Below are 24,444 nucleotides of genomic sequence, written 5' to 3'. Positions count from 1 at the left end.
GGTCATGATCCCCGACGTCAAACCCACCAGCGTGCTTTATCTCAGCGGCGTCTCCGTTTCCTTCGATGGTTTCAAGGCGCTGAATTCGCTGTCGATCGTCATCGAACCGGGCGAGCTTCGCGCCATCATCGGCCCGAATGGCGCCGGCAAGACGACGATGATGGATATCATCACCGGCAAGACAAGGCCCGACGAGGGCGAGGTGTTTTTCAACGGCACGATCGATCTCACCAAGAAGGACGAAGCCGATATTGCCCAGCTCGGCATCGGCCGCAAATTTCAGAAGCCGACGGTCTTCGAAAGCCACACGGTCTGGGACAATCTGGAGCTGGCGCTGAACCGCCGCCGCTCGGTCTTTTCGACGCTGTTCTACCGGCTTGGAGGTGAGGACAAGGCGCGGATCGAAGAAATTCTCGAAACGGTGCGGCTGACCCACCGGCGCGACGAGCTGGCAGCCAATCTTTCGCACGGGCAGAAGCAGTGGTTGGAGATCGGCATGCTGCTCGCGCAGGAACCGAAGTTGCTGCTCGTTGACGAGCCCGTTGCCGGCATGACGGATGCGGAGACGGCGGAAACGGCGATCCTCCTCAAGGACATCGCCAAGACCCGTTCGGTCGTTGTCGTCGAACACGATATGGGCTTCATCCGCGACCTCGGCGTCAAGGTGACATGCCTTGCCGAAGGCTCGGTGCTGGCGGAGGGCTCAATCGATTTCGTAAGCTCCGATCCGAAAGTGATCGAGAACTATCTGGGGCGGTGACGAATGCAACTACAGGCTTGAACCCGATGAGAGAACAAGCTCTAAAACGAGCGGGGTTTATCGTGGGGTTTCAACATGGCTTTTCTCGGTATTCTGGTCATGGCGATCAGCGGCGCGGCTGTCTGGTACTGGCGATTGAAAATGATGCGTGAGGCGGGAAGCGAGATCATCGATTCCGTCGAGCGTATGCGGGGGGCCTTTAAACGCGGAAAGTTGCGCAAGCAGGCCGAGGCAGCGCCACTGGCCTCGATCGCCGATCCGGTGATTGCGGCGGTGGCCTTCTTCTTCTGCCTTGCCAAGGAAAAGCCGATCCATCTCGACGCGGCGAAGGATGTCGTCCGCAACCGCATGAAAGGGATCATCCGGCCGGGCGATATGGAAGAGGTGCTGGTTTTCGGGGAGTGGGCGTCTAAGAACGTCACCAGCCCCGAAGATCCGATCCGCCGGTTCCGGGATCTCTGGCTAAAGGCGCTCGACATGCAGGAGCGTCAGCAACTGATCGGCATTGCCGAGGACGTGGCCGCCGCTGGCGGCGAGAGGACGAAAGAACAGGAGTACGCCTTGCAGATGCTGAGGCGCACGCTGATGAACTGATGGGGAATGGGTGAACGGATGCTGACAGTCGAAAACGCAAATCTGCACTATGGCGCGGCGCAGGCGCTGCGCGGCATCTCGATCAAAGCGGAGATGGGCAAGATCACCTGCGTGCTGGGGCGCAACGGCGTCGGCAAGAGTTCGCTTCTGCGCGCGGTCACCGGCCAGCATCCGCTGTCGGCCGGAACCGTCACCTTCAACGATACCAGGTTGAACGGCCTGCCGCCTTTCGCCCGCGCCAAGCAGGGCATCGGCTACGTGCCACAGGGGCGGGAGATTTTCCCGTTGTTGACGGTCAAGGAAAATCTCGAAACCGGCTTTGCCCCGCTTGGCCGGCGCGACCGCAACATACCCGATGATATCTTCAGCCTCTTCCCGGTGCTGAAGTCGATGTTGTCGCGTCGCGGCGGCGATCTCTCTGGCGGGCAGCAGCAACAGCTGGCGATCGGCCGCGCCATGGTGACGCGACCGAGGATCCTCGTGCTCGACGAGCCGACCGAGGGCATCCAGCCGTCGATCATCAAGGATATCGGCCGGGCAATCCGTTACCTGCGCGATTCCACCGGCATGGCGATCCTGCTCGTCGAACAATATCTCGATTTCTGCCGGGAGCTTGCCGACTACGTTTACATCATGGATCGCGGCGAGATCGTGCATGAAGGACTTGCCGAGACGCTGGACACGCCGGAGGCTCGCCGTCATCTGACCGTTTGACCGGCAGATGCCGTATTTTGCAGCAGCGAGCACGACGTTTCGAAGCCTTCGCCGTCGCCCAAGAGGTCTGTTCGGGACGGCATGGGAATTGCTTTGCTTCCGTCACCCGTGCGATCGAATGATCCGGTAGCGCGACCGAAAGGGACGTATGATGATTGCGGCGGCAGGCACGAGACCGCAAAGAGCGGAGGGGCGCGGACATCTGGCGGCAAAGCTGCTCGGCGGCCGTACACGCATCCGTGAACTCTATCAGGAGGGCGCGGCGAAGATCCGCCTGCCGGATACGTTCGATGCCTCGATGGAAGCCGTCATCATCAACACATCAGGCGGGCTGACTGGCGGCGACCGGATGGACTGGAGCGTCGTCGCCGGCGCCGGCACGAAGATCGACGTCACCACCCAGGCCTGCGAAAAGATTTACAAAGCATCGGCCGGCGTCGCAGAGGTGACGACCCGCATCGAAGCCGGGCCGGGGGCGCGGGTCGACTGGCTGCCGCAGGAAACGATCCTGTTCGACCGGGCGGCGCTCTTCCGCCGGCTCGATGTGGATCTCGACGAGAGCGCCGAATTTCTGGCGGTAGAGGCCGTGCTCCTTGGTCGCAAGGCAATGGGCGAAACGGTAGACACGGGTTTCTTTCGCGACCGCTGGCGCATTCGCCGCTCGGGTCGGCTGATCCATGCCGAGGAGCTCAGGCTATCCGAGGGCGTTGCGGCGCTGGCGGCGCGCCAGGCGGTGCTCGGCGGGCAGGTTGCCTTGGCGACGCTGTTTTATGCGGGGCCGCTGGCGGAAGCCTATCTCGGTCGGGTCCGGCCGCTCGTCGAGGAAAGGAGTGGCGGTGCGAGCGCCTGGAGCGGCAAGCTGGTCGTTCGCCTTGCGGCGGCCGACGGCTTCACGCTGAGAAAAATCCTGATCCCTGTCATTTCCGTCTTGCGCAACGGTGCGCCTGTGCCGAAAGTCTGGAATCTCTAAAGCTAAGCATCAAGCAGATGGGCAAGCAATGAACCTCACTCCGAGAGAAAAAGACAAGCTGCTGATTTCAATGGCGGCAATGGTGGCGCGGCGGCGGCTCGAGCGCGGCGTCAAGCTGAACTATCCCGAAGCGATCGCGCTGATCAGCGACTTCGTCGTCGAAGGCGCCCGAGACGGCCGCCCGGTCGCCGAGCTGATGGAAGCCGGCGCCCATGTGATCGGCCGCGATCAGGTGATGGAAGGAATTGCCGAGATGATCCACGACGTGCAGGTGGAGGCGACATTCCCGGATGGCACCAAGCTCGTCACCGTTCACGAACCGATCAGGTGAGGAAAAAGAATGCTGGAGCTCCGACCCAATTGCGAATGCTGCGACAAGGATTTGCCGCCGGAAAGCGCCGAGGCGCGGATCTGCACCTATGAATGCACCTTCTGTGCCGATTGCGTGGATCGGGTGCTGAAGGGCGTCTGCCCGAATTGCGGCGGCAATCTCGTCGCAAGACCCATCCGGCCGGCGGCGATGCTCGCCAAACATCCGGCGTCGACGAAACGCGTGTTGAAGGCTGAGGGCTGCGCGCCCAGAGCGGCGTGAGGAGGACGAGAATGATTCCGGGCGAAATCATTGCCGCGAACGGCGACATCGAACTCAATGCCGGCGCACCGACGGTGACGCTGGAGGTTTCCAACACCGGCGACCGGCCGGTGCAGGTCGGCAGCCATTATCATTTCGCCGAGACCAATGCCGGACTTTCTTTCGACCGGGCGGCGGCGCATGGCAAGCGGCTGGATATCCCAGCCGGAACGGCCGTGCGCTTCGAGCCGGGACAGACGCGTTCCGTGACGCTGATCCCGCTTGCCGGCAAGCGCGAGGTCTATGGTTTCCGTCAGCTGGTGATGGGCAAGCTTTAACGGGAGGGATGCATGCGTTTGAACATCTGCCTCGTCGGGGCGGCGATGCTGCTAGCCGCGGGCGGTGCCTCTGCTCAGGACATCGATTGCCAGAATCCTAAGACGCAATCGGACATGACATCCTGCGAGGCGGCGCGCCATGAGACCGCCGACAAAGCTCTGAACGCGCAATACAAGAAGACCCGCGCTGCTCTGGCCGCGATCGACAAGGATCTCGACGGCGACATGAAGGGCGCGGAGCAGGCGCTGGTCAAGGCGCAGCGCGCCTGGATCGATTATCGCGACGCCGAATGCGACGCCTTCGGCTTCCAGGCTCGCGGCGGCACGATGGAGCCGATGCTGGTCGCCGGCTGTCTCGCCAACATTACCGACAAACGCACAAAAGAGCTGAAAGAGCTCGAAAACACGATGAGCAACTAGGGTGATTAGCAAGATCGTGATTGTCGGCAATGGCGAGGTCGCAGAGGCGGGAGCAGGCATCATTGATGCCGCCGATTTCGTCATCCGCTTCAACGATTGCCGTTCCTATGGCGCCGGCGGCAGCCGGACGGATGCCGTTGCGGTCTGCAATACCGGCCGGCCGGCAAAGGCGATGCTCGGCTCGCGAGAATGGCGCGCCCATCCCGGCGTCGTTTCCGCTCGCGAAATCTGGAGCGTGCGCGATCCGGACAAATTCGCGGCCATCCGGGCGCCGCTTGCCGTCTCGCATCCCGATCTCGACGATTTCTGCGACGACTATACGGAAGCATTCGGCGCTTTCTGCTCGGAGGCCGGCAAGAAGCATGTCGTGATCGACCGATCGATCCACGAAGCCGTTGATGCCTCGCTCTCGGCCTTTGTGCCTGGGGACTATGTCGTCCCCAGCAGCGGTATGATCGTCATCGCCGAAGTGCTGAGCAAATTTCCCGACGCCGAGGTGATTTTGGCCGGGTTCGGTCACGCCGGGTGGGAATGGCACCCGTTTGCCGCCGAACGGCAGCTTGTCGATAGTTACGCCGCCGTGGGCCGCCTCAAGCGGCTCGGCGAAAAAACACTTGTCTCTTCCTCCTACGGAGCCTGATGGATGCCCTATAAGATCTCACGCGCCGCCTATGCCGGCATGTTCGGACCGACCACCGGCGACAAGGTGCGCCTTGCCGATACGGAGCTCTTCATCGAGATCGAGAAGGATTTCACCACCTATGGCGAGGAGGTGAAATTCGGTGGCGGCAAGGTGATCCGCGACGGCATGGGCCAGAGCCAGGTGACGCGGGCGGACGGCGCGGTCGATACTGTCATCACCAATGCAGTGATCGTCGATCACTCCGGCATCTACAAGGCTGATATCGGGCTGAAGAACGGGCGCATCGCTGCGATCGGCAAGGCGGGCAATCCCGATATGCAGCCCGGCGTCAACATCATCGTCGGCCCGGGCACGGAGGCGATTGCCGGCGAGGGGAAGATCGTGACGGCCGGCGGCATGGACAGCCATATTCACTTCATCGCGCCGCAGCAGATCGAGGAGGCGCTGATGTCGGGCATGACCTGCATGCTCGGCGGCGGCACGGGACCGGCGCACGGCACGCTCGCCACCACCTGCACGCCCGGCCCCTGGCATATCGCGCGGATGATCGAAGCGGCCGACGCCTTCCCGATGAACCTCGCTTTTGCCGGCAAGGGCAATGCGTCGCTGCCGGGCGCGCTGACCGAGATGGTGCTGGCCGGCGCGACGTCGCTGAAGCTGCACGAGGACTGGGGCACGACACCTGGTGCCATCGACTGCTGCCTGTCGGTCGCTGACGACTATGACGTGCAGGTGATGATCCACACCGATACGCTGAATGAAAGCGGCTTCGTCGAGGATACGATCGGCGCCATCAAGGGCCGCACCATTCACGCCTTCCACACGGAAGGGGCGGGTGGCGGGCACGCGCCGGATATCATCAAGATCTGCGGCCAGCCGAACGTCATCCCGTCGTCGACCAATCCGACGCGGCCTTATACGGTCAATACCATTGCCGAGCATCTCGACATGCTGATGGTCTGCCATCATTTATCGCCCTCGATCCCCGAGGATATCGCCTTTGCCGAAAGCCGCATCCGCAAGGAGACGATCGCGGCCGAAGATATCCTGCACGATATCGGCGCCTTCTCGATCATCTCGTCCGACAGCCAGGCCATGGGCCGCGTCGGCGAAGTGGCGATCCGCACCTGGCAGACGGCCGACAAGATGAAGCGCCAGCGCGGTCGGCTGAAAGAAGAGAAGGGCGACAATGACAATTTCCGCGTCCGCCGCTATATTGCCAAATACACGATCAATCCGGCGATCGCGCATGGTCTCAGCCATGAGATCGGCTCGATCGAAATCGGCAAGCGCGCCGACCTGGTGCTGTGGAACCCCGCCTTCTTCGGCGTGAAGCCGGATATGGTGCTGCTCGGCGGGTCGATCGCCGCCGCGCCGATGGGCGATCCGAACGCCTCGATTCCGACGCCGCAGCCGGTGCACTACCGGCCGATGTTTGCCTCCTACGGCAAGAGCCTCACCAATTCCTCGGTCACCTTCGTCAGCCAGGCCTCGCTCGATGCCGGCCTGAAGGGCAGGCTCGGCGTTGCGAAGGAACTGTTGGCGGTGAAGAATACCCGCGGCGGCATCTCCAAGGCATCGATGATCCACAACGACCTGACGCCGGAGATCGAGGTCGATCCGGAGACCTACGAGGTCAGGGCGAATGGCGAGTTGCTGACATGCGAGCCGGCGACGGTGCTGCCGATGGCGCAGCGCTATTTCCTGTTCTAGGACCGCTCGCTCCGTGCGCGCCGGACGGTTCCGATGAAAACAGGCATCCACTGGCTGTTGCGGATCATATTGCTGGTCGTCGCTCTGGCGACGGCCGGAACCTTCATTCCCCGGCCGCTGATCGCACCGGTCGAAGCATCGTCCGCGGTGGCAACCCACCGGATTCTGCTTCTGTCGGGAGCAATCCATACGGATATTGCGATTCCACTCGACGAGGAGACGCGCGCGGCTTTTTCCTTTCTTGATGACGGCGAATTTCCGCTCGGCCATCCGAATGCGGAATGGCTCGTTGTCGGCTGGGGCGGCCGCGCCTTCTATCTGGAAACGCCGACCTGGTCGGAGCTGAAGCCGATGCCGGTGTTGCGGGCCCTGACGATCGACCGTTCGGTGCTGCACGTGGATCTCGCCGGTCATATTGCCGAGCCGCAGCCGGCCGTTGTGGCCTTCGATATCGGGGACGAACAATTGGCGCGGCTGCGCAATTTCATCTCGGATAGTTTTGTCCGCGACGCGGGCGAGGTGAAGCTGATCTCAAACGCAGGTTACGGCGAGATCGACCGGTTCTTCGAGGCGGAGGGATATTTCAACGCCCTCTTCGGCTGCAACACCTGGACGGCTGCCGCGCTCCGCTCGGCGGGACTTCGAACCGGCTTTTGGAACCCGCTTCCACCTTCGTTGCGATTATCCGTTGCTGTCTACAATTGAGGCATCCGCGGGGCAGGCGAGTTGAAAGCGACAAGTTCAGCAAGCTTCCGGAATATAGAGTCCTCACTTGAGCAAAAGGTCATTGGTGCTTGCATCGGCAAGCGCTATTTTGCATGGTTGTCCTTTCAGCAAACGGACATGTCATGCAGCGCGTCACCTCCTATCTCCCCGCCGGAACCCCTTCCTCCCATCCGACCGCCCAGGTCAAGCTGCCGCATGACCTGCGCCATCTGCGCCGCAAGCTGCTGCATCTCGAAAATGGCGAGATGGTCATGCTCGATCTCAAGGACCCGGTGCTCTTCGCCAATGGCGACCTGCTGGTGCGCGAGGACGGGGAGCTGATCGAGATTCTGGCAGCCGACGAAAAGCTCTTCGAAATTCGAGGACGCGATCGCACGCATCTCGTCGAGCTCGCCTGGCATCTCGGCAACCGTCATCTTGCCGCCCAGATCGAGGAAGACCGCATCGTCATCCTGCGGGACCATGTCATCCGCTCGATGCTGCAGGGCCTCGGCGCCACCGTGCTGGAGATCGACGAACCCTTTCAACCCGCGCGCGGAGCCTATCATTCGCATGGCGGCCATGCGCATGATCACGGCCATGCCGCTCATAACCACGGTCACAACCATGATCATGGGCATGATCATGGGCATGATCACGGTCACGCGCACGGCCATGACCGCCAGCATGATCACAGCTGCGACCACGATCATAACCACGAGCATCATCACGGCCACAAGCACGATTGAGGCGCGATGACAGGGGAACACCAACTGCAGGCATTGCTGCGCCTGACGGCGTGGCTGTCGCCGGCCTTTCCCGTCGGTAGCTTCGCCTATTCGGGTGGGCTGGAGCGGGCAGTGGCCGATGAACTCGTTATCGATGCTGCTTCGCTTGCAAACTGGATCGGCACGCTGATCGGCCATGGCGCCGTCTGGAACGATGCGGTGCTTTTGGCCGAGAGCCACAGGCAACAGGCAGATGCCGGGCGCCTTGCCGAAACCGCCGCTCTGGCCGAGGCTCTTGCCGGATCGCGTGAGCGCCATCAGGAGACCATTCTGCTCGGTGACGCCTTCCTCGCGGCGGCGCGGGCTTGGCCGGACGAAGTGTTCGAGAGGTTGCCCAGCAAGACCGTTTATCCCGTCGCGGTAGGCGCGGTTGCCGGTGCGCATGGTATAGGGTCCGAGCAGGTGCTCGCAGTCTTCCTGCACGCCTATGCCTCGCAAGCGGTTTCGTCCGGTATTCGCCTCGGCGTCGCCGGGCAGAGGGACGGTGTTGCCCTGCTGGCCGGCCTAGAAGACCACATTGTGGCGGTTGCCCGACGGGCGGCAGCGTCGTCGCTCGACGATCTCGGTTCGGCGACGGTACAAGCCGATATCGCCAGCCTGCGCCACGAGACGCAGGCGACGCGGTTGTTCCGCTCGTGAGGATATCAATTATCCGCAGAAACTGCTTCATTTGACGGTGGCGCCCGCCGCTGCCGTCGCTATCATCCGGTTCGATTGGAGTGAAACACATGAAATCAAGAAACGGACCTCTGCGCGTCGGCATTGGCGGGCCGGTCGGGTCGGGCAAGACGGCGCTGACGGAAAAGCTCTGCAAGGCGATGCGCGACGACTATTCCGTCGCCGTCGTCACCAACGACATCTATACGACCGAGGATGCCGAGGCGCTGGTGCGCATGCAGGCCCTGCCCTCGGAGCGGATCGTCGGCGTCGAAACCGGCGGCTGCCCGCATACCGCCATCCGCGAGGATGCGACGATCAATCTGCAGGCGATCGCCGGCCTCAACGAGCGCATTCCCGATCTCGACGTCGTCTTCATCGAATCCGGCGGAGACAATCTGGCGGCGACCTTTTCGCCGGATCTTGCCGATGTCACCATCTACGTGATCTCCGTCTGCCAGGGCGAGGAAATCCCGCGCAAGGGCGGGCCCGGCATCACCCGGTCCGATCTGCTTGTCATCAACAAAAAGGATCTGGCGCCCTATGTCGGCGCCGATCTCGAGGTGATGGACCGGGATGCAACGCGCATGCGCGGGAGCCGCCCGTTCGTCTTCTCGGACATGAAGCGCGGCGACGGCATCAGTTCGATCGTCAATTTTCTCAGGGAGCAGGGCGGGCTCTGAGCGGTCGGACCTGCCGCAGCAGATCGGCCTCACTGATGGCGGCGAAAACGGCAAAACGAACGGGCCGGGAGTAATCTCCCGGCCCGTTTCATTATCTGGATTTTGCTTATTCCGCTGCGAAAGGCGGCAGCCGTAGAACGTTGGTGTCGTTGCCTTTGGTATTCTTGCGCTTGCCTTCCGGCTTTTCGATCGCCGTAAGGCGCTCGTCCAGCGCATCGATTTCGCTGCGGTTCTCGCGGGTAACGCGGGTGAGATCCTCGCGCGATAGCGGCAGGTCCTCCTCATCCTTCCTGCCGACCAGGCGTCCGAACATCCAGCCAAGCAGACGGGAGAGATCGTCCATGATCAGGAAGAAGGACGGCACGACGACGAGCGAGAGCACCGTCGAAACGATGATGCCGCCGATCACCGCGATCGCCATCGGCGCGCGGAACGAGCCACCTTCGCCGACGCCGAGCGCGGAAGGCAGCATGCCTGCCGACATGGCGATCGAGGTCATGATGATCGGCCGGGCGCGCTTGCGGCCGGCTTCGACCATGGCTTCGACACGGGCCATCCCCTGATGGCGCATCTCGATCGCGAAATCGACGAGCAGGATGGCGTTCTTGGTGACGATACCCATCAGCATCAGAATGCCGATCATGACCGGCATGGACAGCGGATTGCTGGTGATGATCAGAGCCGCCGCGACACCGCCGATGGCAAGCGGCAGCGAGAACAGGATGGTGAAGGGCTGGATGACGTCCTTGAACAGGAGAATCAGCACCGTCAGCACCAGCAACAGGCCCATCAACATGGCGTTGACGAAGCTCTGCTGCATCTCGGTCTGCACCTTGGTATCGCCGCTTTCGGCAAGGTGTACGGAGGCCGGGATGTTGGCCGCCTTGACGATCTCGCGGAAGCGGGCCGAAGCCGTGTCGAGCGCCACGCCCTGCGGCAGATCGGAGCCGATAGAGACGACACGGTTGCGGTTGTTGCGCTTGATCGAGCTAACGCCTTCCGAATAGTCGATGTTGGCGACGCTCGATAGCGGAACGGTGCCGCCGCTGGCGGTCTGGATCTTCAATGCGCGGATGGCGGCAAGGTCGCGGCGCATGTCGACCGCCGCCTGGACCCGGATAGGGATCTGGCGATCGTCGAGCGAGATCTTGGCAAGGGCCGCATCGACATCGCCGATGGTGGCGACGCGGATCGTCTCGGAGATCTGCTGCGGCGTAATGCCGAGGCGGGCTGCCTCGTCCTTGCGCGGGTAGACCTGCAGTTCCGGACGAGGCAGGGCGCCGTCGGCACTGACATTGGCGAGCAGCGGATCGGCACGGAGCTTCGACTCCAGAATGCCGACGGCGTCGTTCAGGTCCTTCTCGTTCTTGGAGAGGAAGTTGAAGGAGAGGTCGCGTTCGCCGCGATCGTTGAGCTTCAGGATATGAACGTCGGGAATATCGCGCACCTTCGCGAAGACTTCCTTTTCGATATCCCATTGCGGGCGTTCACGGCCGTGGACTTCCACCTTCGGCAGCATCGGACCGATAACCGGGATGTCACCGAGCACGTCGTTGACCACCTTCTTGACCAGCGACTGGTCGAGCTTGTGGAGTGCCAGCGTAATGGTCGCACGGCGCAGTTCGAGATCGCCCTTCGGCGATGCGCCGCCGAGGACGAAGACACTTTCGACGCCGTTGATGTCCTTGACCCTGTCGTAGATCGCGTCCGCCGTCTTCTCGGTATCGTCAAGCCGCGCATTCGGCGGCAGTTCGACGGAGAGAACGATACGCGAGGCGTCTTCCGGCGGTAGGAAGCTGCCGGGCACGAACATGAACAGCGATATGACCGAACCAACCGTGAAGAGGAGGGCCACAATCAGTGTCGTGTAACGCCAATACCACTTGCGAGTCGTACCGGTGACAAGGCGGGTATAGCCCTTCATCAGCAGGCCGTCATTGTCGTGATGGTCGTCAACGCCGTCTTCGGCACGCATCAGATAGGCGGCCATCATCGGAGTGATGAGACGCGCGACCATCAGTGAGAAGAAAACGGAGAAGGCGACGGTCAGGCCGAACTGGATGAAATACTGGCCCGGAATGCCCGGCATGAAGGAAACCGGCACGAAGACGGCGATGATGGTGAAGGTGGTGGCGATGACGGCAAGGCCGATTTCATCCGCCGCCTCGATCGCCGCCCGGTAGGGTGTCTTGCCCATCTTGATGTGGCGGGCGATGTTCTCGATTTCGACGATCGCATCGTCGACAAGGATACCGGTCGCCAGCGTCAGGGCCAGGAAGCTGACGAGGTTCAGCGAGAAGCCCATCATGTCCATGACCCAAAAAGTCGGGATCGCAGACAGCGGCAGGGCGATCGCCGAAATCAGGGTCGCGCGCCAGTTCCGGAGGAACAGCAGGACGACGATGACGGCGAGCAGCGCGCCTTCGAGCAGCGTGTGGATGGCGGCTTCGTAGTTGCCGTAGGTGAAATACACCGAATCGTCGATCATCTCGATCTTCACATTCGGGTTCTCGCTTCTGACCTTGTCGAGGCTCTGTGCTACGGTTTCGGCGACGCTGACCTCGCTGGCACCCTTCGAACGGAAGACGCCGAAGGTGACCACAGGCGTATCGTTGAAGCGCGAGAAGGATTTCGGCTCTTCATAAGTGTCCTTGATGACGCCGAGGTCGGACAGCTTGACGAAACGGCCGTTCGGCAGCGCGATCGTCGTGTCGGCGAGCTCGGCGACATTGCGGGCGTCGCCGAGGACGCGGATCGCCTGTTCGCTACCGGCCACTTGGCCGCGGCCGGAGCCGAGGTCGACGTTGGTGCCGCGCAGCTGCTGGTTGACGCTTGCCGCGGTGATGCCATGGGCATCGAGCTTGGCGGGGGTGAGTTCGATACGCACTTCGCGCTCCGCGCCGCCGTAACGGTCGACGCGGCCGATACCGGCCTGCCCCTGGAGGGCGCGCTTGACGGTATCGTCGACGAACCAGGAGAGTTCTTCGAGCGACATGTCGGGCGAGGAAACGGCGAAGGTCTGGATCGCCTGGCCCTCGACGTCGACCTTGGTGACGATCGGCGTTTCGGCCGTCGCCGGCAGATCGCTGCGGATGCGATCGATCGCGTCCTTGACGTCCTGCACAGCTTGTTCCGTCGGCACTTCCATGCGGAACATGACGTTGGTCTGCGAGCTGCCGTCGGTCACCGTCGACTGGATCTCGTCGATTCCGGTAATCGAGGCAATCGCGTCTTCGATCTCCTTCGTCACCTGCATTTCGAGTTCGGCCGGCGAAGCGCCGCTCTGTGTCACGCTGATCGAAACCAGCGGCACGTCGATGTTCGGGAAGCGCGTGATCGGCAGCGTGTTGAAGGACTGGATGCCGATGAAAATCAACAGGCAGAAGGCCAGCAGCGGCGCGATCGGATTTCGAATGGACCAGGCTGAAAAATTCATCGGATGGTCTCTTTAGTTGGAAGCCGAGGGCTGTTCACGCACCGGCGTGATGTGATCGCCGTCGCGGACATAGGCGCCCGCCTTGGCCACGACCTCATCGCCGCTCTTCAATCCATAAACGATCTCGACATAGGGCCCGTCCTGGATGCCGGTCTCGATCTTGGCGAATTTTACCACACCATCCTCGACCTTGCGGGCCGACGAGCCTTCATTGCCCGTCAGGACTGCAGTCAGGGGAAGCGAGACGCCCTCGGTTTCGCGGACGATGATCTCGGCGCTGCCATACATGCCGGAACGCGCCTTGCTGTCATCGTCGATGGAGATATGGACGAGGCCGAGGCGGGTCACCGGATCGACGGTGGGAGACACCAGGCGCACGGCGCCAGAAAGCTTTTCACGGCTGCCGGAAAGGGAAATGGTCGCCTTCTGGCCGGCCGCGATCCTGACAATGTCGCTTTCGGCGACTTCGGCGACCAACTCGATATCGCCATCGCGAATGATGGTAAACAGCGGATCGCCGTTCCCGGCAGCGATCGCGCCGACCTTGGCGTTCTTTGCAGAAACCACGCCGGAAACCGGCGTCTTGACGTCGGTGCGGGCGAGCTTCAGATCGGCGTCGGCGATTTGGCTGTCGAAGACCTTGAGATCGGCTTCGGCGACCTCGATCGCCTGTTCGGCGGAGACGACGCGGGCATTGGCGGCAGCGGCGGTCGCATCGGCCTGCTCGACCTGGGCGGTGGAAACGGTGCCCTTCTTGACCATTTCCTGGGCGCGGGCCTGCTGCTGCCTTGCCTGTTCGGCATTGGCCTGCGCCTCGATGAGCTGGGCGCGCAGCTGGGCGAGGCTGGCCTCACCCTTGGCCTTGGTCGCCATCATCTGGCTCTTCTCCAGAACCAGCGCGTCGTCGTTCAGCGTCGCCAGGGTGCTTTCGGCCCGAACCTTGTCGCCGATATCGGCTTTCAGCGTGCGGATCGAAAGACCCTCTACTTGCGGCTGGATATAGACTTCCTCCACGGGCTTGAGTGTTCCGGTGCCGATGACACGGTCGACGAGGGTGCGATTGACAGCTGTGGTGACGACGATCGCCGGCAGGTTCTGCTGCGGCTTTGCGACCGGCGTTTCCTGCGAAAAGGCGGTGGATGCAGCCACCGCCGCTGCAAAAAAGGTGGATACGCTTAAAATTCCAGTCGGCTTGCGTGCCATGCGTTTTCGTCCAATCTCATCAGAAGGTTAGCCGAACTCGCGCGTTTGCCATTGAGCTCGCGACTAGGCCACTGCCTTTCCAGCATTCTCAGGGGTATCCACACATCATTTGCCGTCTTCATCCCTCCCGGCAAATCGGCTTCTAGTTGGTATCGATTTGCTCGAAATGCAAGCCCGGCAGAAAACAATTCCCCATGAGCCGATAATAATTACCATCAGAACCTGAATCAATCATCGTAGGGTTATGCGAACATAACGATGATTGATCCTGCTTCTCCCCGAATGACGTTTGACGCCATCTAAATGCGACAGCTGCAAGGCGTTTTTTTCGGTGCAGGAAAAACGAAACGCGCGGGAAAATGTCGCCCGCGCGTTTGCCTCAAATGCTGCAGTCCTTACTTGGATGCGGCGTCGGTGATCTCGTGCGTCCAGGCACCCGATGGCTCTTTGCTGATGATCTTCTGATCGAGCAGCGCCTTTGCCGTGCGGGCATAGAGTGCCTCGTCCAGTTTGCCGGAGCCGTCGCCGACGAGCTTGGCGACTTCGCCCATCATGCGCTTCTGGTGGTTTTCGTCTTGGCCGCCATTGTCCACGACGATCTCTGCCGCCTCATCCGGGTTCTCAGTCGCATATTTCCAGCCCTTCATCGAGGCGCGGACGAATTTGACCATCTTCTCCTTGAAGGCTGGGTCCTTCAGCTTGTCTTCCATGACGTAAAGGCCATCCTCGAGAAGGTCGTTGCCCATCTGCGTATAGTTGAAGACTGTCAGTTCTTCCGGCTTGAAACCGGCATCGATCGCCTGCCAATATTCGTTATAGGTCATGACGGAGATGCAGTCGGCCTGCTTCTGCACGAGCGGCTGCACGTCGAAGCTCTGCTTCAGCACGGTGACGCCGTTCGGGCCGCCTTCGGTGGAGAGGCCGAGCTTGTTCATCCAGGCGAAGAAGGGATACTCGTTGCCGAAGAACCAGACACCGAGCGTATGCCCCTTGAAGTCGGCCTCGGTTTTAACAGGGCCATCCTTGCGGCAGACCATTTCCAGGCCGGATTTCTGATAGGGCTGGGCAATGTTGACGAGCGGAACGCCCTTTTCGCGGGCAACCAAAGCGCCGCCCATCCAGTCGACGATGACATCGGCGCCGCCGCCGGCGATCACCTGCTCGGGGGCGATATCGGGGCCGCCCGGCTTGATCTCGACGTCGAGGCCTTCCTCCTTGTAGAAGCCCTTGTCCTTGGCAACGAAATAACCGCCGAACTGGCTCTGCGTGACCCATTTCAGCTGCAGAACCACCTTATCGGCGGCCATCGCGTGGGCCGCTGCAAGCGACATGGCGCTCGCCATCATTGCAACCATCAACTTTTTCATTTTCTTGTCCTTACCCTCTGAAGTTATGCCCGGATCTCATTTGCGAAGCCCGCGCGCGCCTAGCCACCACGGATAGACGGATGCCAGAACGTCACCGCCCGTTCCGTCAGGGCGATGATGCCATAGAAAATCGAGCCGGCCAGCGCCGCAACGGCGATTTCCGCCCAGACCATGTCGACATTCATGCGGCCGATCTCGGTGGAGATGCGGAAGCCCATGCCGACGATCGGCGTCCCGAAGAATTCCGCAACGATGGCACCAATCAGCGCCAGCGTCGAGTTGATCTTTAGTGCGTTGAAAATGAAGGGCATGGCTGCCGGCAGCTTGAGCTTGAACAGCGTCTGCCAGTCGCTCGAGGCATAGGTGCGCATCAGGTCGCGCTCCATGCTGCCGGAGGCGGCGAGGCCGGCGACGGTATTCACCAGCATCGGGAAGAAGGTCATGATGATGACGACGGCGGCCTTTGACGGCCAGTCGAAGCCGAACCACATGACCATGATGGGCGCGATGCCGATAATCGGCAGGGCCGATACCATGTTGCCGATTGGCAAGAGGCCGCGGCGCAGGAAAGAGACGCGGTCGGCCAGCACCGCGACGACGAACCCGCTGAGGCAGCCGATGACATAACCGATCAGTACCGCCTTGAAGATCGTCTGCCTGACATCCGCACCGAGAATTGGCAAGGAGGTCATCATGCGGGCGCCAATGGCACTCGGCGGCGGCAACAGGATGAAGGGGATGCCGGCACCGCGCGTGATCGCCTCCCAAAGAATGAGAATCCAGGCGCCGAAGATCGCCGGAATCAGCAGCTGGAGCGTCGATTTGCCGAAAGTGGTGACAGGCTGCAGCTTCGAAAGCTCGGTGACACAGCGCCAGGCAAGCAGCCAGGAGGCAAAGAGCAGCAGGAAGAAAGCCCGCGTAGCCGTCGCCTGATTGCCGGAAAGAGCAGAAAGCAGCATCCAGGCGGCGCCATGAGCGCCGATGAACAGCACAGTGGCGCGGTAGGCCGGCGGCTGCGGCGCGAAAGACAGGAGAGCGGCCGCGGCGACGATAATGAGGATGAGGCTCGCCGTCCCATCGCTCAAGGGTCGCGACGCACCCTCGGCCAACAGCGGCAGGCTCATCAGTGCCAAAAGGCAGAGGAGGAGGGCGACGATGCCCTGCCAGGAGAAGCTCAGATGTCTCATGCCAGTCTCCCGCCCATGGCGCGATCAACCATCTTGCCTGCAAGACCGACGATCGCGACAAGGATTCCCGCCAGCAGCGATCCAGCAACCAGAGCTGCCCAGATATCGATGGTCTGACTGTAATAGGAGCCGGCAAGCAGTTTGGAGCCGATGCCGGCGGTCGCACCGGTCGGCAGTTCGCCGACGATGGCGCCGACGAGGCTTGCGGCGATTGCGACCTTCATCGAGGTGAAAAGGAAGGGAATCGAGGCAGGGACGCGCAGTTTCCAGAAGGTCTGGATCGGGCTGGCATTATAGGTGCGCATCAGGTCGAGATACATGATTTCGGGCGAGCGCAGCCCCTTCACCATGCCGACGGCGACCGGGAAGAAGGAGAGGTAGGTGGAGATCAGTGCCTTGGAGACGAGGCGGGAGGCGTCGGAATCGAGATTCAGCAGATGCGCCAGTGCATTGTCACCTGTCAGCACGTTGTAGGAGATGATGACAATCATCGGCGCGATGGCGAGGATCGGTATCGTCTGGCTGGCTACCAGCCAAGGCATCAGTGAGCGGTCCATGGCGCGGTTGTGCACGATCAGCACGGCAAGAAGAATGCCGAGCAGCATGCCGAAGCCAAACCCGAGGAGGGTGGAGGAGAGTGTCACCCAGCTGTGATAGACGAGGCTGCGGTTGCTCGAAAGGCTGCGCAGGACGGTGTTCTCATAGACGTTCTGGGCCACCTGATGCGGCGCCGGCAAGATCGGCTTCGGCTGCGACAGCGTCTTGCCGATGAATTCCATCGTGGTCGGTGTTACGCCGGCGCGGCTATCCATGTCGCGCTGGAATGGCGCATTCATGAGAATGGCGGCGACATACCAGATGGCGATGAGGGCGAGCAGAATGGCGGTGACCGGGATGACCTTGTTCTTGAGGGTGTCGGGTCTCATAACGACTGCCTCGATTTTTGGACGCCCGATGCGCAGCCGCCTCCTCTAGCTTCGGAGTGCAATCGCCTAAACTTCATGGCTATGCCCCGTCCTCAGCCCCTCGCGGACGCGGTGGGCGATTTCCAGGAATTCCGGGGTGTCGCGGATGTCGAGCGGGCGTTCGGCCGGAAGGGTGGAGTCGATCACGTCGGTCACGCGGCCAGGGCGCGGCGACATCACCACGATCTTGGTCGAGAGATAGACGGCCTCGGGGATGGAGTGGGTGACGAAGCAGATCGTCTTATTGGTGCGGGCCCAGAGTTTCAGCAGTTCTTCGTTCAGATGATCGCGGACGATCTCATCCAGGGCTCCGAAGGGTTCGTCCATCAAGAGCAGGTCGGCATCGAAGGCGAGTGCGCGAGCGATCGAGGCGCGTTGCTGCATGCCGCCGGAAAGCTGCCAGGGAAATTTCTTTTCGAAGCCGGAGAGACCGACGAGGTCGAGCGCCTCGGCGATCCGCCTTGTCCGGTCAGCGCCGCCATAACCCATGATCTCCAACGGCAGGGCGATATTGTTTTCGATGGTGCGCCAGGGATAGAGCGCCGGTGCCTGGAAGACATAGCCGTAGGCGCGGGCCCTGCGGGCCTGCTCCGGCGTCATGCCGTTGATCGAGATCTCGCCCGACGTGCTCTTCTCGAGATCGGCGATGACACGCAGGAAAGTCGTCTTGCCGCAGCCCGACGGGCCGATGAAAGAGACGAAATCGCCCTTGCGGACATCAAGATTGACGTCGCTCAGTGCCCGCACCGGGCCGTCATTCGCCTGGTAGGTGAGACAGAGGTCCTTGGCGGATACGACGGAGGGTGCTTGCATCAATGCGACCGATCTTGTTTTCCCCGCCGGAAGGCGGTTTGCATGTTACCATAGCTGCCAGCTCTGCCGGCGGCGCAATTGTTGGAGGAAGAAAATGGACGCGACATCAAAACCCACCTGCCACATCGTTCGGCCGAACCATGCCTATGATGGCAAGCAGGGGCTCAGCTATTTCGAAGGGATAGCGGCCGAGACCGTCGGCGCCAAAGGCATCTGCATGCATCTCCTGACGATTCCGCCCGGCGTGCGTGCTAAAGCGCATCTGCACGAGGCGCATGAGACGGCGATCTACGTGCTCTCCGGCGAAGCCCATACTTGGTACGGCGACCGGCTGGAGCATCATGTCATCACCCATGCCGGCGAGCTCTTCTACATCCCGGCCGGTGTGCCGCATCTGCCGGCGAACCTCAGCAGCACGCCCTGCACGGCGGTCATCGCCCGCACCGATCCCCACGAGCAGGAAAGCGTCATGCTTCTGCCGGAACTGGACGCGCTGGTGCCGGCGTAAGCTTATCCGCATGGAGGCGTCGGTTCCCGGTTGATGGCCGTGTCGGAGGTGATCATCGTCATACGCCGGTTGCCGGGATGCCGCTGCGTTCCACCTTGCGCGGAGAGGTGATCTCCTTCCAGGTGGACAGTGCTTTGCTGACAGCTGTGACCGGTTCACGCCTCACGAATTCGCCGTGACCCTCGCGGGTCTTGATCGTGCTTTCCTCGATCGCCACCACACCGCGCGTCAGCGTGTAGCGCGGCAGGCCGGTCACTTCCTTGCCCTCGAAGACGTTGTAGTCGATCGCCGACTGCTGGGTCTTGGACGAGATAACCTTCGAACGGTTCGGGTCCCAGACGACGATATCGGCATCGGCGCCGACTAGGATTGCGCCCTTCTTCGGATAGATGTTGAGGATCTTGGCGATGTTGGTCGAGGTGACGGCGACGAATTCGTTCATCGTCAGCCGGCCGGTATTGACGCCGTGCGTCCAGAGCATTGGCATGCGGTCTTCAAGACCGCCGGTGCCGTTCGGGATCTTGGTGAAGTCGCCGACGCCGAAACGCTTCTGCGCCGTGGTGAACGCGCAATGGTCAGTTGCGACCACCTGCAGCGAGCCGGAGGCAAGCCCGGCCCAGAGACTGTCCTGATGCTGCTTGCTGCGGAAGGGGGGCGACATGACGCGGCGGGCGGCATGATCCCAGTCCGGGTTGGAATATTCGCTCTCGTCGAGCGTCAGGTGCTGGATCAGCGGTTCGCCATAGACGCGCATGCCCTTGGCGCGCGCCCGGCGGATTGCCTCGTGCGCCTGTTCGCAGGAGGTATGGACGATATAGACCGGGCAGCCGGCCATGTCGGCGATCATGATGGCGCGGTTGGTGGCTTCGCCCTCGACTTCGGCGGGGCGGGAATAGGCATGCGCCTCTGGGCCGTTATTGCCTTCGGCTAGCAACTTTGCCGACATCGAAGCGACGACGTCGCCGTTCTCGGCATGCACCAGCGGCAGCGCGCCGAGTTCGGCGCAGCGTTGGAACGAAGCGAACATCTCGTCATCGTCGACCATCAGCGCGCCTTTGTAGGCCATGAAATGCTTGAAGGTGTTGATGCCCTTGTCGCGGACGATGGTCTCCATCTCCTTGAAGACCTGCTCACTCCACCAGGTAACCGCCATGTGGAAGGAATAGTCGCAATTGGCGCGGGTCGATTTGTTGTCCCACATGGTCAGCGCTTCGAGCAGCGATTGGCCCGGGGCGGGAAGAGCAAAATCGACCACCATGGTCGTGCCGCCGGAAAGGGCGGCCCGCGTGCCGCTCTCGAAATCGTCGGAGGAATAGGTGCCCATGAAGGGCATTTCCAGATGGGTATGCGGATCGATGCCGCCAGGCATGACGTAACAGCCGGAGGCGTCGAGCGTTTCGTCGCCCGAGAGGTTCGGGCCGGTCTCGACGATTTTGCCGCCGTCGATCTTGACGTCCGCCTTATAGGTGAGGTCGGCCGTGACGATGGTGCCGTTCTTGATGACTGTGGTCATGATCGTTGCCTATCCTTATTTGTGAATGCGGCTGGCGAATAGAAGCCGGGCGGTTCGGGACTGAATTCGAGCCGCCCCTGCAAGGCCGCAAGGATCGTTTCGAGTACGGAGCGCCGCTCGCGCGAGATTTCCTGATTCCAGAAGCGCAGTACCGAATAGCCATTGGCATTGAGCCATTCGGTTCGGCGTTGATCCGTCGCGCTGTCGGCGTGCTGGAAGCCACCGACTTCGACGATCAGCCGTTCCTCACGACAGAGGAAATCGACGATGAATGGGCCAAGCGGAACTTGTCGAGTGAACTTATAACCGTTGAGGCGACGGGCGCGCAGATCGCTCCAAAGGTGGTATTCTTCTTCGGTTTCGTTTTGGCGAAGCTGGCGGGCTTGTGCGGTTTTCGCGGGACGATGCTTGCGTATATCCTGTTTGATAATTTTAGTCGCGCCCGGAGCCCCCTCATCCGCCCTTCGGGCACCTTCTCCCCGTGGGGAGAAGGGGGAAGCCGCGATGTCCACCAATCCCTTCTCCCCAGCGGGGAGAAGGTGGCCAGAAGGGTCGGATGAGGGGGCTCCGGGCACGACATGAGACATCACACCACAATCTCCGCCGTCTCCACCACCGCATGGAACAGCACATCGGCGCCCGCCGTCGCCCATTCCTTGGAAATCTCTTCCGCCTCATTGTGCGAGAGGCCGCCGACGCAGGGGCACATGACCATGGTGGCAGGCGCTACCTTGGCGGCCCAGCAGGCGTCGTGGCCGGCGCCGGAGATGATGTTCATATGGCTGTAGCCGAGCCGTTCGGCGGCGGAGCGGACAGAGGTGACGAGCTTTTCGTCGAAGGTGACGGGCGCAAAATGGCCGATCGCCTCGACGGAACAGCCTACACCCAGCGCGTCGCAGATGCCAGGCGCTTCCGCCTCGATCTTTGCCCGCATGCGGTCGAGCTTGGCTTTATCGGGCGAACGGATGTCGACGGTGAAGACCACTTTGCCCGGCAGCACGTTGCGGGAATTTGGGGAGAAGAAGACTTGGCCGACGCCGCCGACGGCACCCGGCTGCTCGCCCATCGCCACGCCCTGCACCATTTCCAGGATGCGTGACATGGCAAGGCCGGCATTGACGCGCATGTTCATCGGCGTCGAGCCGGTATGGGCTTCCTTGCCGGTCAGCGTGAATTCCAGCCACCACAGCCCCTGACAGTGGGTGACGACGCCGATCTGCTTGTCCTCGGCCTCGAGGATCGGGCCCTGTTCGATGTGATATTCGAAATAGGCGTGCATCTTGCGGGCGCCGACCTCTTCGTCGCCGACCCAGCCGATGCGCTTCAACTCGTCGCCGAACAGATTGCCCTCGGGATCGCGGCGATTATAGGCAAAGTCGAGGCTGTGGACGCCGGCAAAGACGCCCGAGGCCAGCATCGGCGGGGCAAAACGCGCGCCCTCCTCGTTCGTCCAGTTGGTGACGACAACAGGATGCTTGGTCTTGATGCCGAGATCATTCATCGTGCGCACAACTTCGAGGGCTGCGAGCACGCCGAGCACGCCGTCATATTTGCCGCCGGTCGGCTGGGTGTCGAGATGCGAGCCGACATAGACGGGCAGGGCATCGGGATCGGTGCCGGCGCGAGTGGCGAACATCGTGCCCATGCGGTCGACGCCCATGGTCAGGCCGGCCTCGTCGCACCATTTTTTGAAGAGGCTGCGGCCCTCGGCATCCGAATCCGTCAGCGTCTGGCGATTGTTGCCGCCGGCAATGCCGGGTCCGATCTTCGCCATGTCCATGAGACTGTCCCAGAGACGGTCGCCATTGACGCGCATGTTCTCGCCTGGTGCTGCCACCATCTTTATGCCCTCACCCGTTTACGGCAGTCATGCAAGGGGCATGCCCGCCTGTTCCCGTGGTCTATTCCGCGCCTCTTATTGGTTTTATCGAGCGCCGGAAAATCGCCAGTTGCCTTTGTTTTTCATCTGGCGGATAATTTGACCGATTGGTAAACATTACAACTTCCACCGCCGGGCTCAAGACGAAAATCACGAAAATTGCCGATAAAAATACGGGCAGTTGCTCAAGAAAGCGGCCGGAGTGCCTCCAGCCGAAACTTGAGCGAAGAAGTTGAATTTCAAGGGGAACGACAGTCTGTGACCATACCGAGAGCAGCGAAAACCCTGAGGCGGACGCGAATCCAGGAGGAGAAGGAAGAGCAGATCCTGGAAGCGGCGCTCGACGTGTTTTCGGCAAGCGGCTTCCGCGGCTCGACCATCGACCAGATCGCCGAAGTGGCCGGCATGTCGAAGCCCAACCTGCTCTACTATTTCCGCACGAAGGAAGCCATGCATCGGGCGCTGATCGACCGGGTGCTTTACACCTGGCTGGAGCCGCTGCGCGCCTTCGATGCCGACGGCAATCCGGAAGAGGAAATCCGCAGCTATATCAGACGCAAGCTGGAGATGGCGCGCGACTTTCCGCGTGAAAGCCGGCTCTTTGCCAATGAGGTGCTGCAGGGCGCGCCACATATCGAGGACGAGCTGAAGGGTCCGCTGAAGGAACTGGTCGACGAGAAGGCTGAGGTCATCCGCGCCTGGGCGAAATCGGGCAAGATCGTCAAATGCGACCCCTACCATCTGATCTTCTCCATCTGGTCGACGACCCAGCATTATGCGGATTTCGACGTGCAGGTGCGCGCGGTGCTTGGACAGGACCATGCCGGCGAAGGCCGCTTCGAGGATGCGGCGCGGTTTCTGGAACAGCTCTTTATTGGCGGGCTGCGGCCGGATCGCTCCGAGAGCTGACGTTATTGCCTTTTCGGCAGCGGTATGCGGGCGAGAGTATCCGTTACGCCTTCCATCGTATAGGGCTTTGCAACATGGGCGCGTCCGAATGGCTGTTTGCCTGGGTGATGCCTTCGGCACCCCTTACGGCGCGCTTTTCAATCCATCAGGCGAGGCAGATTTGCCGCCAATATATTGATGGCGAGGCGCACCTTCGGCAGCATCACCGGCGATCTCGGCCACACGGCATAGGCTTCGAAAATGGTGGACGGCATATCGGTCAGAACCCGCACGAGTTCACCTGACAGGACCCTGTCCCGCACCAGCCAGCAGGTCAGCCAGGCAAGCCCCCGGCCTTCGACGGCGGCGTCCGCTATCGAGGCGAGATCGTCGAGGCGCAGCCGCGATTTCGGCAGAACTTCGCGCGGGGGACCGGCGGCGGCCGGGAAGATCCAGGCCCTGTCGTTGTCACCCCTGCGATAGACGATACCCTGATGGCGGGTGAGGTCGTCGAGCGTTTGCGGCACGCCATATTTTTCCAGATAGGCAGGCGAGGCGCAGACCGTCATGGATTGCCGGGCGATCGCCCGCGCCATCAGGTCGGGATTATCCTTCAGCGGGCCGTTGCGGACGGCAAGATCGAAGCCGTCCTCCAGGAGGTCGACGACGCGATCGCTGAAGGAGAAGTCGAGTTCGAGATCCGGGTGATCGTCGAGCAGGCGGGTTAGGATCGGGACGGCGCAATGGCGTCCGAACAGCACCGGCATCGATACCCGCAGCCTGCCGCGGACCTCGCGCCTGCCCGATTCGAGCTGGGCCTCACCGATCCGGATTTCCTCGATAGCTCTCAGACAGCGCTCATAGAAGAACCGGCCTTCGTCGGTCAGGCTTTGGGTCCGGGTTGTGCGGTTGAAGAGTCGGACGCCGAGCCGCTGTTCGAGCCTTGCGATCGTCTTGCTGACTGCCGAACGGGTAAGATGGAGCCGTTCGGCAGCGGCTGAGAAACCGCCGGCTTCTGCCGTCTGGACGAAGATCGAAATTCCCTTTAGCTGCTCCATATTTGTTTCCATTGCGGCACCATTCTGTCGATTTATTATCGCAACAGAGGACGAATTTTCAACGATATATC

Annotated in this window: 26 protein-coding genes; 16 read left to right on the top strand and 10 right to left on the bottom strand. The window is 61.6% G+C overall.

Features of this window, described 5'->3' with window-relative positions:
- Window positions 1-4 precede the first annotated feature (4 nt).
- From urtD to ureG, 14 genes are all read left to right on the top strand, one after another.
- On the top strand, window positions 5-760 hold the full coding sequence (gene urtD, locus GGI60_RS05310; protein ID WP_183911984.1) for an urea ABC transporter ATP-binding protein UrtD: 756 nt from the start codon (window positions 5-7) through the stop codon (window positions 758-760).
- A gap of 75 nt (window positions 761-835) precedes the next feature.
- On the top strand, window positions 836-1,354 hold the full coding sequence (locus GGI60_RS05305) for a hypothetical protein (protein ID WP_183911986.1): 519 nt from the start codon (window positions 836-838) through the stop codon (window positions 1,352-1,354).
- Between the two features lie 18 nt (window positions 1,355-1,372).
- A complete protein-coding gene (gene urtE / locus GGI60_RS05300; protein WP_003581844.1) occupies window positions 1,373-2,068 on the top strand; it encodes an urea ABC transporter ATP-binding subunit UrtE in 696 nt (231 codons plus the stop codon).
- Window positions 2,069-2,216: 148 nt separating this feature from the next.
- On the top strand, window positions 2,217-3,038 hold the full coding sequence (locus GGI60_RS05295) for an urease accessory protein UreD (protein ID WP_183911988.1): 822 nt from the start codon (window positions 2,217-2,219) through the stop codon (window positions 3,036-3,038).
- A 28-nt stretch (window positions 3,039-3,066) separates the two neighbouring features.
- The gene (locus GGI60_RS05290; RefSeq protein ID WP_003561955.1) at window positions 3,067-3,369 is read left to right on the top strand and encodes an urease subunit gamma; all 303 of its coding nucleotides are present in this window, start codon (window positions 3,067-3,069) and stop codon (window positions 3,367-3,369) included.
- A 9-nt stretch (window positions 3,370-3,378) separates the two neighbouring features.
- Window positions 3,379-3,630, top strand: coding sequence for a DUF1272 domain-containing protein (locus tag GGI60_RS05285; RefSeq protein ID WP_183911990.1), 252 nt, complete (start codon window positions 3,379-3,381; stop codon window positions 3,628-3,630).
- A gap of 11 nt (window positions 3,631-3,641) precedes the next feature.
- Window positions 3,642-3,947, top strand: a complete 306-nt coding sequence (locus tag GGI60_RS05280) for an urease subunit beta (protein ID WP_183911992.1) — start codon at window positions 3,642-3,644, stop codon at window positions 3,945-3,947.
- 12 nt (window positions 3,948-3,959) lie between these two features.
- Window positions 3,960-4,367 (top strand): lysozyme inhibitor LprI family protein, encoded by a 408-nt coding sequence (locus tag GGI60_RS05275; RefSeq protein ID WP_183911994.1) that lies wholly within the window; start codon window positions 3,960-3,962, stop codon window positions 4,365-4,367.
- A gap of 16 nt (window positions 4,368-4,383) precedes the next feature.
- Complete coding sequence (locus tag GGI60_RS05270) at window positions 4,384-5,007, top strand: Urease operon accessory protein (protein WP_183913823.1); 624 nt, start codon at window positions 4,384-4,386, stop codon at window positions 5,005-5,007.
- Between the two features lie 3 nt (window positions 5,008-5,010).
- Window positions 5,011-6,723 carry an urease subunit alpha gene (gene ureC / locus GGI60_RS05265; RefSeq protein WP_183911996.1) on the top strand — a complete coding sequence of 571 codons (1,713 nt, stop codon included), beginning with the start codon at window positions 5,011-5,013 and terminating at the stop codon, window positions 6,721-6,723.
- A 33-nt stretch (window positions 6,724-6,756) separates the two neighbouring features.
- Entirely contained in the window at window positions 6,757-7,428 is a 672-nt protein-coding gene (locus tag GGI60_RS05260; protein WP_183911998.1) for a TIGR02117 family protein, read from the top strand.
- Between the two features lie 143 nt (window positions 7,429-7,571).
- Entirely contained in the window at window positions 7,572-8,177 is a 606-nt protein-coding gene (locus GGI60_RS05255) for an urease accessory protein UreE (RefSeq protein ID WP_183912000.1), read from the top strand.
- 6 nt (window positions 8,178-8,183) lie between these two features.
- On the top strand, window positions 8,184-8,855 hold the full coding sequence (locus GGI60_RS05250; protein WP_183912002.1) for an urease accessory protein UreF: 672 nt from the start codon (window positions 8,184-8,186) through the stop codon (window positions 8,853-8,855).
- A gap of 89 nt (window positions 8,856-8,944) precedes the next feature.
- Window positions 8,945-9,556 (top strand): urease accessory protein UreG, encoded by a 612-nt coding sequence (ureG, locus tag GGI60_RS05245; protein WP_183912004.1) that lies wholly within the window; start codon window positions 8,945-8,947, stop codon window positions 9,554-9,556.
- 106 nt (window positions 9,557-9,662) lie between these two features.
- Here ureG and GGI60_RS05240 read toward each other — a convergent pair whose 3' ends face one another.
- The 6 genes from GGI60_RS05240 to GGI60_RS05215 all read right to left on the bottom strand — a co-directional run bounded on the left by GGI60_RS05240 (window position 9,663) and on the right by GGI60_RS05215 (window position 18,527).
- Complete coding sequence (locus tag GGI60_RS05240) at window positions 9,663-12,992, bottom strand: efflux RND transporter permease subunit (RefSeq protein WP_183912006.1); 3,330 nt, start codon at window positions 12,990-12,992, stop codon at window positions 9,663-9,665.
- Between the two features lie 12 nt (window positions 12,993-13,004).
- The gene (locus GGI60_RS05235) at window positions 13,005-14,195 is read right to left on the bottom strand and encodes an efflux RND transporter periplasmic adaptor subunit (RefSeq protein ID WP_183912008.1); all 1,191 of its coding nucleotides are present in this window, start codon (window positions 14,193-14,195) and stop codon (window positions 13,005-13,007) included.
- A gap of 395 nt (window positions 14,196-14,590) precedes the next feature.
- On the bottom strand, window positions 14,591-15,562 hold the full coding sequence (locus GGI60_RS05230; RefSeq protein WP_183912010.1) for an ABC transporter substrate-binding protein: 972 nt from the start codon (window positions 15,560-15,562) through the stop codon (window positions 14,591-14,593).
- Window positions 15,563-15,621: 59 nt separating this feature from the next.
- The gene (locus tag GGI60_RS05225; protein WP_183912012.1) at window positions 15,622-16,749 is read right to left on the bottom strand and encodes an ABC transporter permease; all 1,128 of its coding nucleotides are present in this window, start codon (window positions 16,747-16,749) and stop codon (window positions 15,622-15,624) included.
- Window positions 16,746-17,675 (bottom strand): ABC transporter permease, encoded by a 930-nt coding sequence (locus GGI60_RS05220; RefSeq protein WP_183912014.1) that lies wholly within the window; start codon window positions 17,673-17,675, stop codon window positions 16,746-16,748. Before GGI60_RS05220 ends, GGI60_RS05225 begins: the two co-directional genes overlap by 4 nt.
- A gap of 66 nt (window positions 17,676-17,741) precedes the next feature.
- Window positions 17,742-18,527, bottom strand: coding sequence for an ABC transporter ATP-binding protein (locus GGI60_RS05215; RefSeq protein ID WP_183912016.1), 786 nt, complete (start codon window positions 18,525-18,527; stop codon window positions 17,742-17,744).
- A gap of 94 nt (window positions 18,528-18,621) precedes the next feature.
- Here GGI60_RS05215 and GGI60_RS05210 point away from each other — a divergent pair, with 94 nt between their 5' ends.
- The gene (locus GGI60_RS05210; RefSeq protein ID WP_183912018.1) at window positions 18,622-19,035 is read left to right on the top strand and encodes a cupin domain-containing protein; all 414 of its coding nucleotides are present in this window, start codon (window positions 18,622-18,624) and stop codon (window positions 19,033-19,035) included.
- Window positions 19,036-19,093: 58 nt separating this feature from the next.
- Here the strand turns inward: GGI60_RS05210 and hydA are convergent, their stop codons facing one another.
- The 3 genes from hydA to GGI60_RS05195 are packed head-to-tail and all read right to left on the bottom strand — an operon-like array spanning window position 19,094 to window position 22,388.
- Window positions 19,094-20,548: a dihydropyrimidinase gene (hydA, locus tag GGI60_RS05205; RefSeq protein WP_183912020.1), complete on the bottom strand. Its 1,455-nt coding sequence runs from the start codon at window positions 20,546-20,548 to the stop codon at window positions 19,094-19,096.
- The gene (locus GGI60_RS05200; RefSeq protein ID WP_183912022.1) at window positions 20,545-21,135 is read right to left on the bottom strand and encodes an endonuclease domain-containing protein; all 591 of its coding nucleotides are present in this window, start codon (window positions 21,133-21,135) and stop codon (window positions 20,545-20,547) included. The genes hydA and GGI60_RS05200 overlap by 4 nt, the downstream gene beginning before the upstream one ends.
- The gene (locus GGI60_RS05195; protein ID WP_183912024.1) at window positions 21,135-22,388 is read right to left on the bottom strand and encodes a Zn-dependent hydrolase; all 1,254 of its coding nucleotides are present in this window, start codon (window positions 22,386-22,388) and stop codon (window positions 21,135-21,137) included. The genes GGI60_RS05200 and GGI60_RS05195 overlap by 1 nt, the downstream gene beginning before the upstream one ends.
- Window positions 22,389-22,685: 297 nt before the next feature.
- Between GGI60_RS05195 and GGI60_RS05190 the strand changes: the two genes are divergently transcribed.
- A complete protein-coding gene (locus GGI60_RS05190) occupies window positions 22,686-23,336 on the top strand; it encodes a TetR family transcriptional regulator C-terminal domain-containing protein (RefSeq protein WP_183912026.1) in 651 nt (216 codons plus the stop codon).
- Between the two features lie 137 nt (window positions 23,337-23,473).
- On the opposite strand, the gene GGI60_RS05185 is transcribed toward GGI60_RS05190, so the two are convergent.
- Window positions 23,474-24,373, bottom strand: coding sequence for a LysR family transcriptional regulator (locus GGI60_RS05185; protein WP_183912028.1), 900 nt, complete (start codon window positions 24,371-24,373; stop codon window positions 23,474-23,476).
- Window positions 24,374-24,444: the final 71 nt, after the last annotated feature.

The organism is Rhizobium lentis (assembly GCF_014200175.1).
Lineage (GTDB): Bacteria > Pseudomonadota > Alphaproteobacteria > Rhizobiales > Rhizobiaceae > Rhizobium > Rhizobium mulingense.
Note: the sequence above shows the minus strand (reverse complement) of the source record. Positions and strands in the feature narration are given on the sequence as shown.

Coding starts and splice junctions, on each gene's coding strand:
- GGI60_RS05225 (WP_183912012.1), bottom strand. CDS start 16,749: ATGAGACATCTGAGCTTCTCCTGGCAGGGCATCGTCGCCCTCCTCCTC.
- GGI60_RS05275 (WP_183911994.1), top strand. CDS start 3,960: ATGCGTTTGAACATCTGCCTCGTCGGGGCGGCGATGCTGCTAGCCGCG.
- GGI60_RS05215 (WP_183912016.1), bottom strand. CDS start 18,527: ATGCAAGCACCCTCCGTCGTATCCGCCAAGGACCTCTGTCTCACCTAC.
- GGI60_RS05280 (WP_183911992.1), top strand. CDS start 3,642: ATGATTCCGGGCGAAATCATTGCCGCGAACGGCGACATCGAACTCAAT.
- GGI60_RS05230 (WP_183912010.1), bottom strand. CDS start 15,562: ATGAAAAAGTTGATGGTTGCAATGATGGCGAGCGCCATGTCGCTTGCA.
- GGI60_RS05210 (WP_183912018.1), top strand. CDS start 18,622: ATGGACGCGACATCAAAACCCACCTGCCACATCGTTCGGCCGAACCAT.
- GGI60_RS05305 (WP_183911986.1), top strand. CDS start 836: ATGGCTTTTCTCGGTATTCTGGTCATGGCGATCAGCGGCGCGGCTGTC.
- GGI60_RS05200 (WP_183912022.1), bottom strand. CDS start 21,135: ATGTCTCATGTCGTGCCCGGAGCCCCCTCATCCGACCCTTCTGGCCAC.
- GGI60_RS05295 (WP_183911988.1), top strand. CDS start 2,217: ATGATGATTGCGGCGGCAGGCACGAGACCGCAAAGAGCGGAGGGGCGC.
- GGI60_RS05290 (WP_003561955.1), top strand. CDS start 3,067: ATGAACCTCACTCCGAGAGAAAAAGACAAGCTGCTGATTTCAATGGCG.
- hydA (WP_183912020.1), bottom strand. CDS start 20,548: ATGACCACAGTCATCAAGAACGGCACCATCGTCACGGCCGACCTCACC.
- GGI60_RS05220 (WP_183912014.1), bottom strand. CDS start 17,675: ATGAGACCCGACACCCTCAAGAACAAGGTCATCCCGGTCACCGCCATT.
- GGI60_RS05260 (WP_183911998.1), top strand. CDS start 6,757: ATGAAAACAGGCATCCACTGGCTGTTGCGGATCATATTGCTGGTCGTC.
- urtE (WP_003581844.1), top strand. CDS start 1,373: ATGCTGACAGTCGAAAACGCAAATCTGCACTATGGCGCGGCGCAGGCG.
- urtD (WP_183911984.1), top strand. CDS start 5: ATGATCCCCGACGTCAAACCCACCAGCGTGCTTTATCTCAGCGGCGTC.
- GGI60_RS05255 (WP_183912000.1), top strand. CDS start 7,572: ATGCAGCGCGTCACCTCCTATCTCCCCGCCGGAACCCCTTCCTCCCAT.
- ureG (WP_183912004.1), top strand. CDS start 8,945: ATGAAATCAAGAAACGGACCTCTGCGCGTCGGCATTGGCGGGCCGGTC.
- ureC (WP_183911996.1), top strand. CDS start 5,011: ATGCCCTATAAGATCTCACGCGCCGCCTATGCCGGCATGTTCGGACCG.
- GGI60_RS05185 (WP_183912028.1), bottom strand. CDS start 24,373: ATGGAGCAGCTAAAGGGAATTTCGATCTTCGTCCAGACGGCAGAAGCC.
- GGI60_RS05240 (WP_183912006.1), bottom strand. CDS start 12,992: ATGAATTTTTCAGCCTGGTCCATTCGAAATCCGATCGCGCCGCTGCTG.
- GGI60_RS05250 (WP_183912002.1), top strand. CDS start 8,184: ATGACAGGGGAACACCAACTGCAGGCATTGCTGCGCCTGACGGCGTGG.
- GGI60_RS05195 (WP_183912024.1), bottom strand. CDS start 22,388: ATGGTGGCAGCACCAGGCGAGAACATGCGCGTCAATGGCGACCGTCTC.
- GGI60_RS05235 (WP_183912008.1), bottom strand. CDS start 14,195: ATGGCACGCAAGCCGACTGGAATTTTAAGCGTATCCACCTTTTTTGCA.
- GGI60_RS05285 (WP_183911990.1), top strand. CDS start 3,379: ATGCTGGAGCTCCGACCCAATTGCGAATGCTGCGACAAGGATTTGCCG.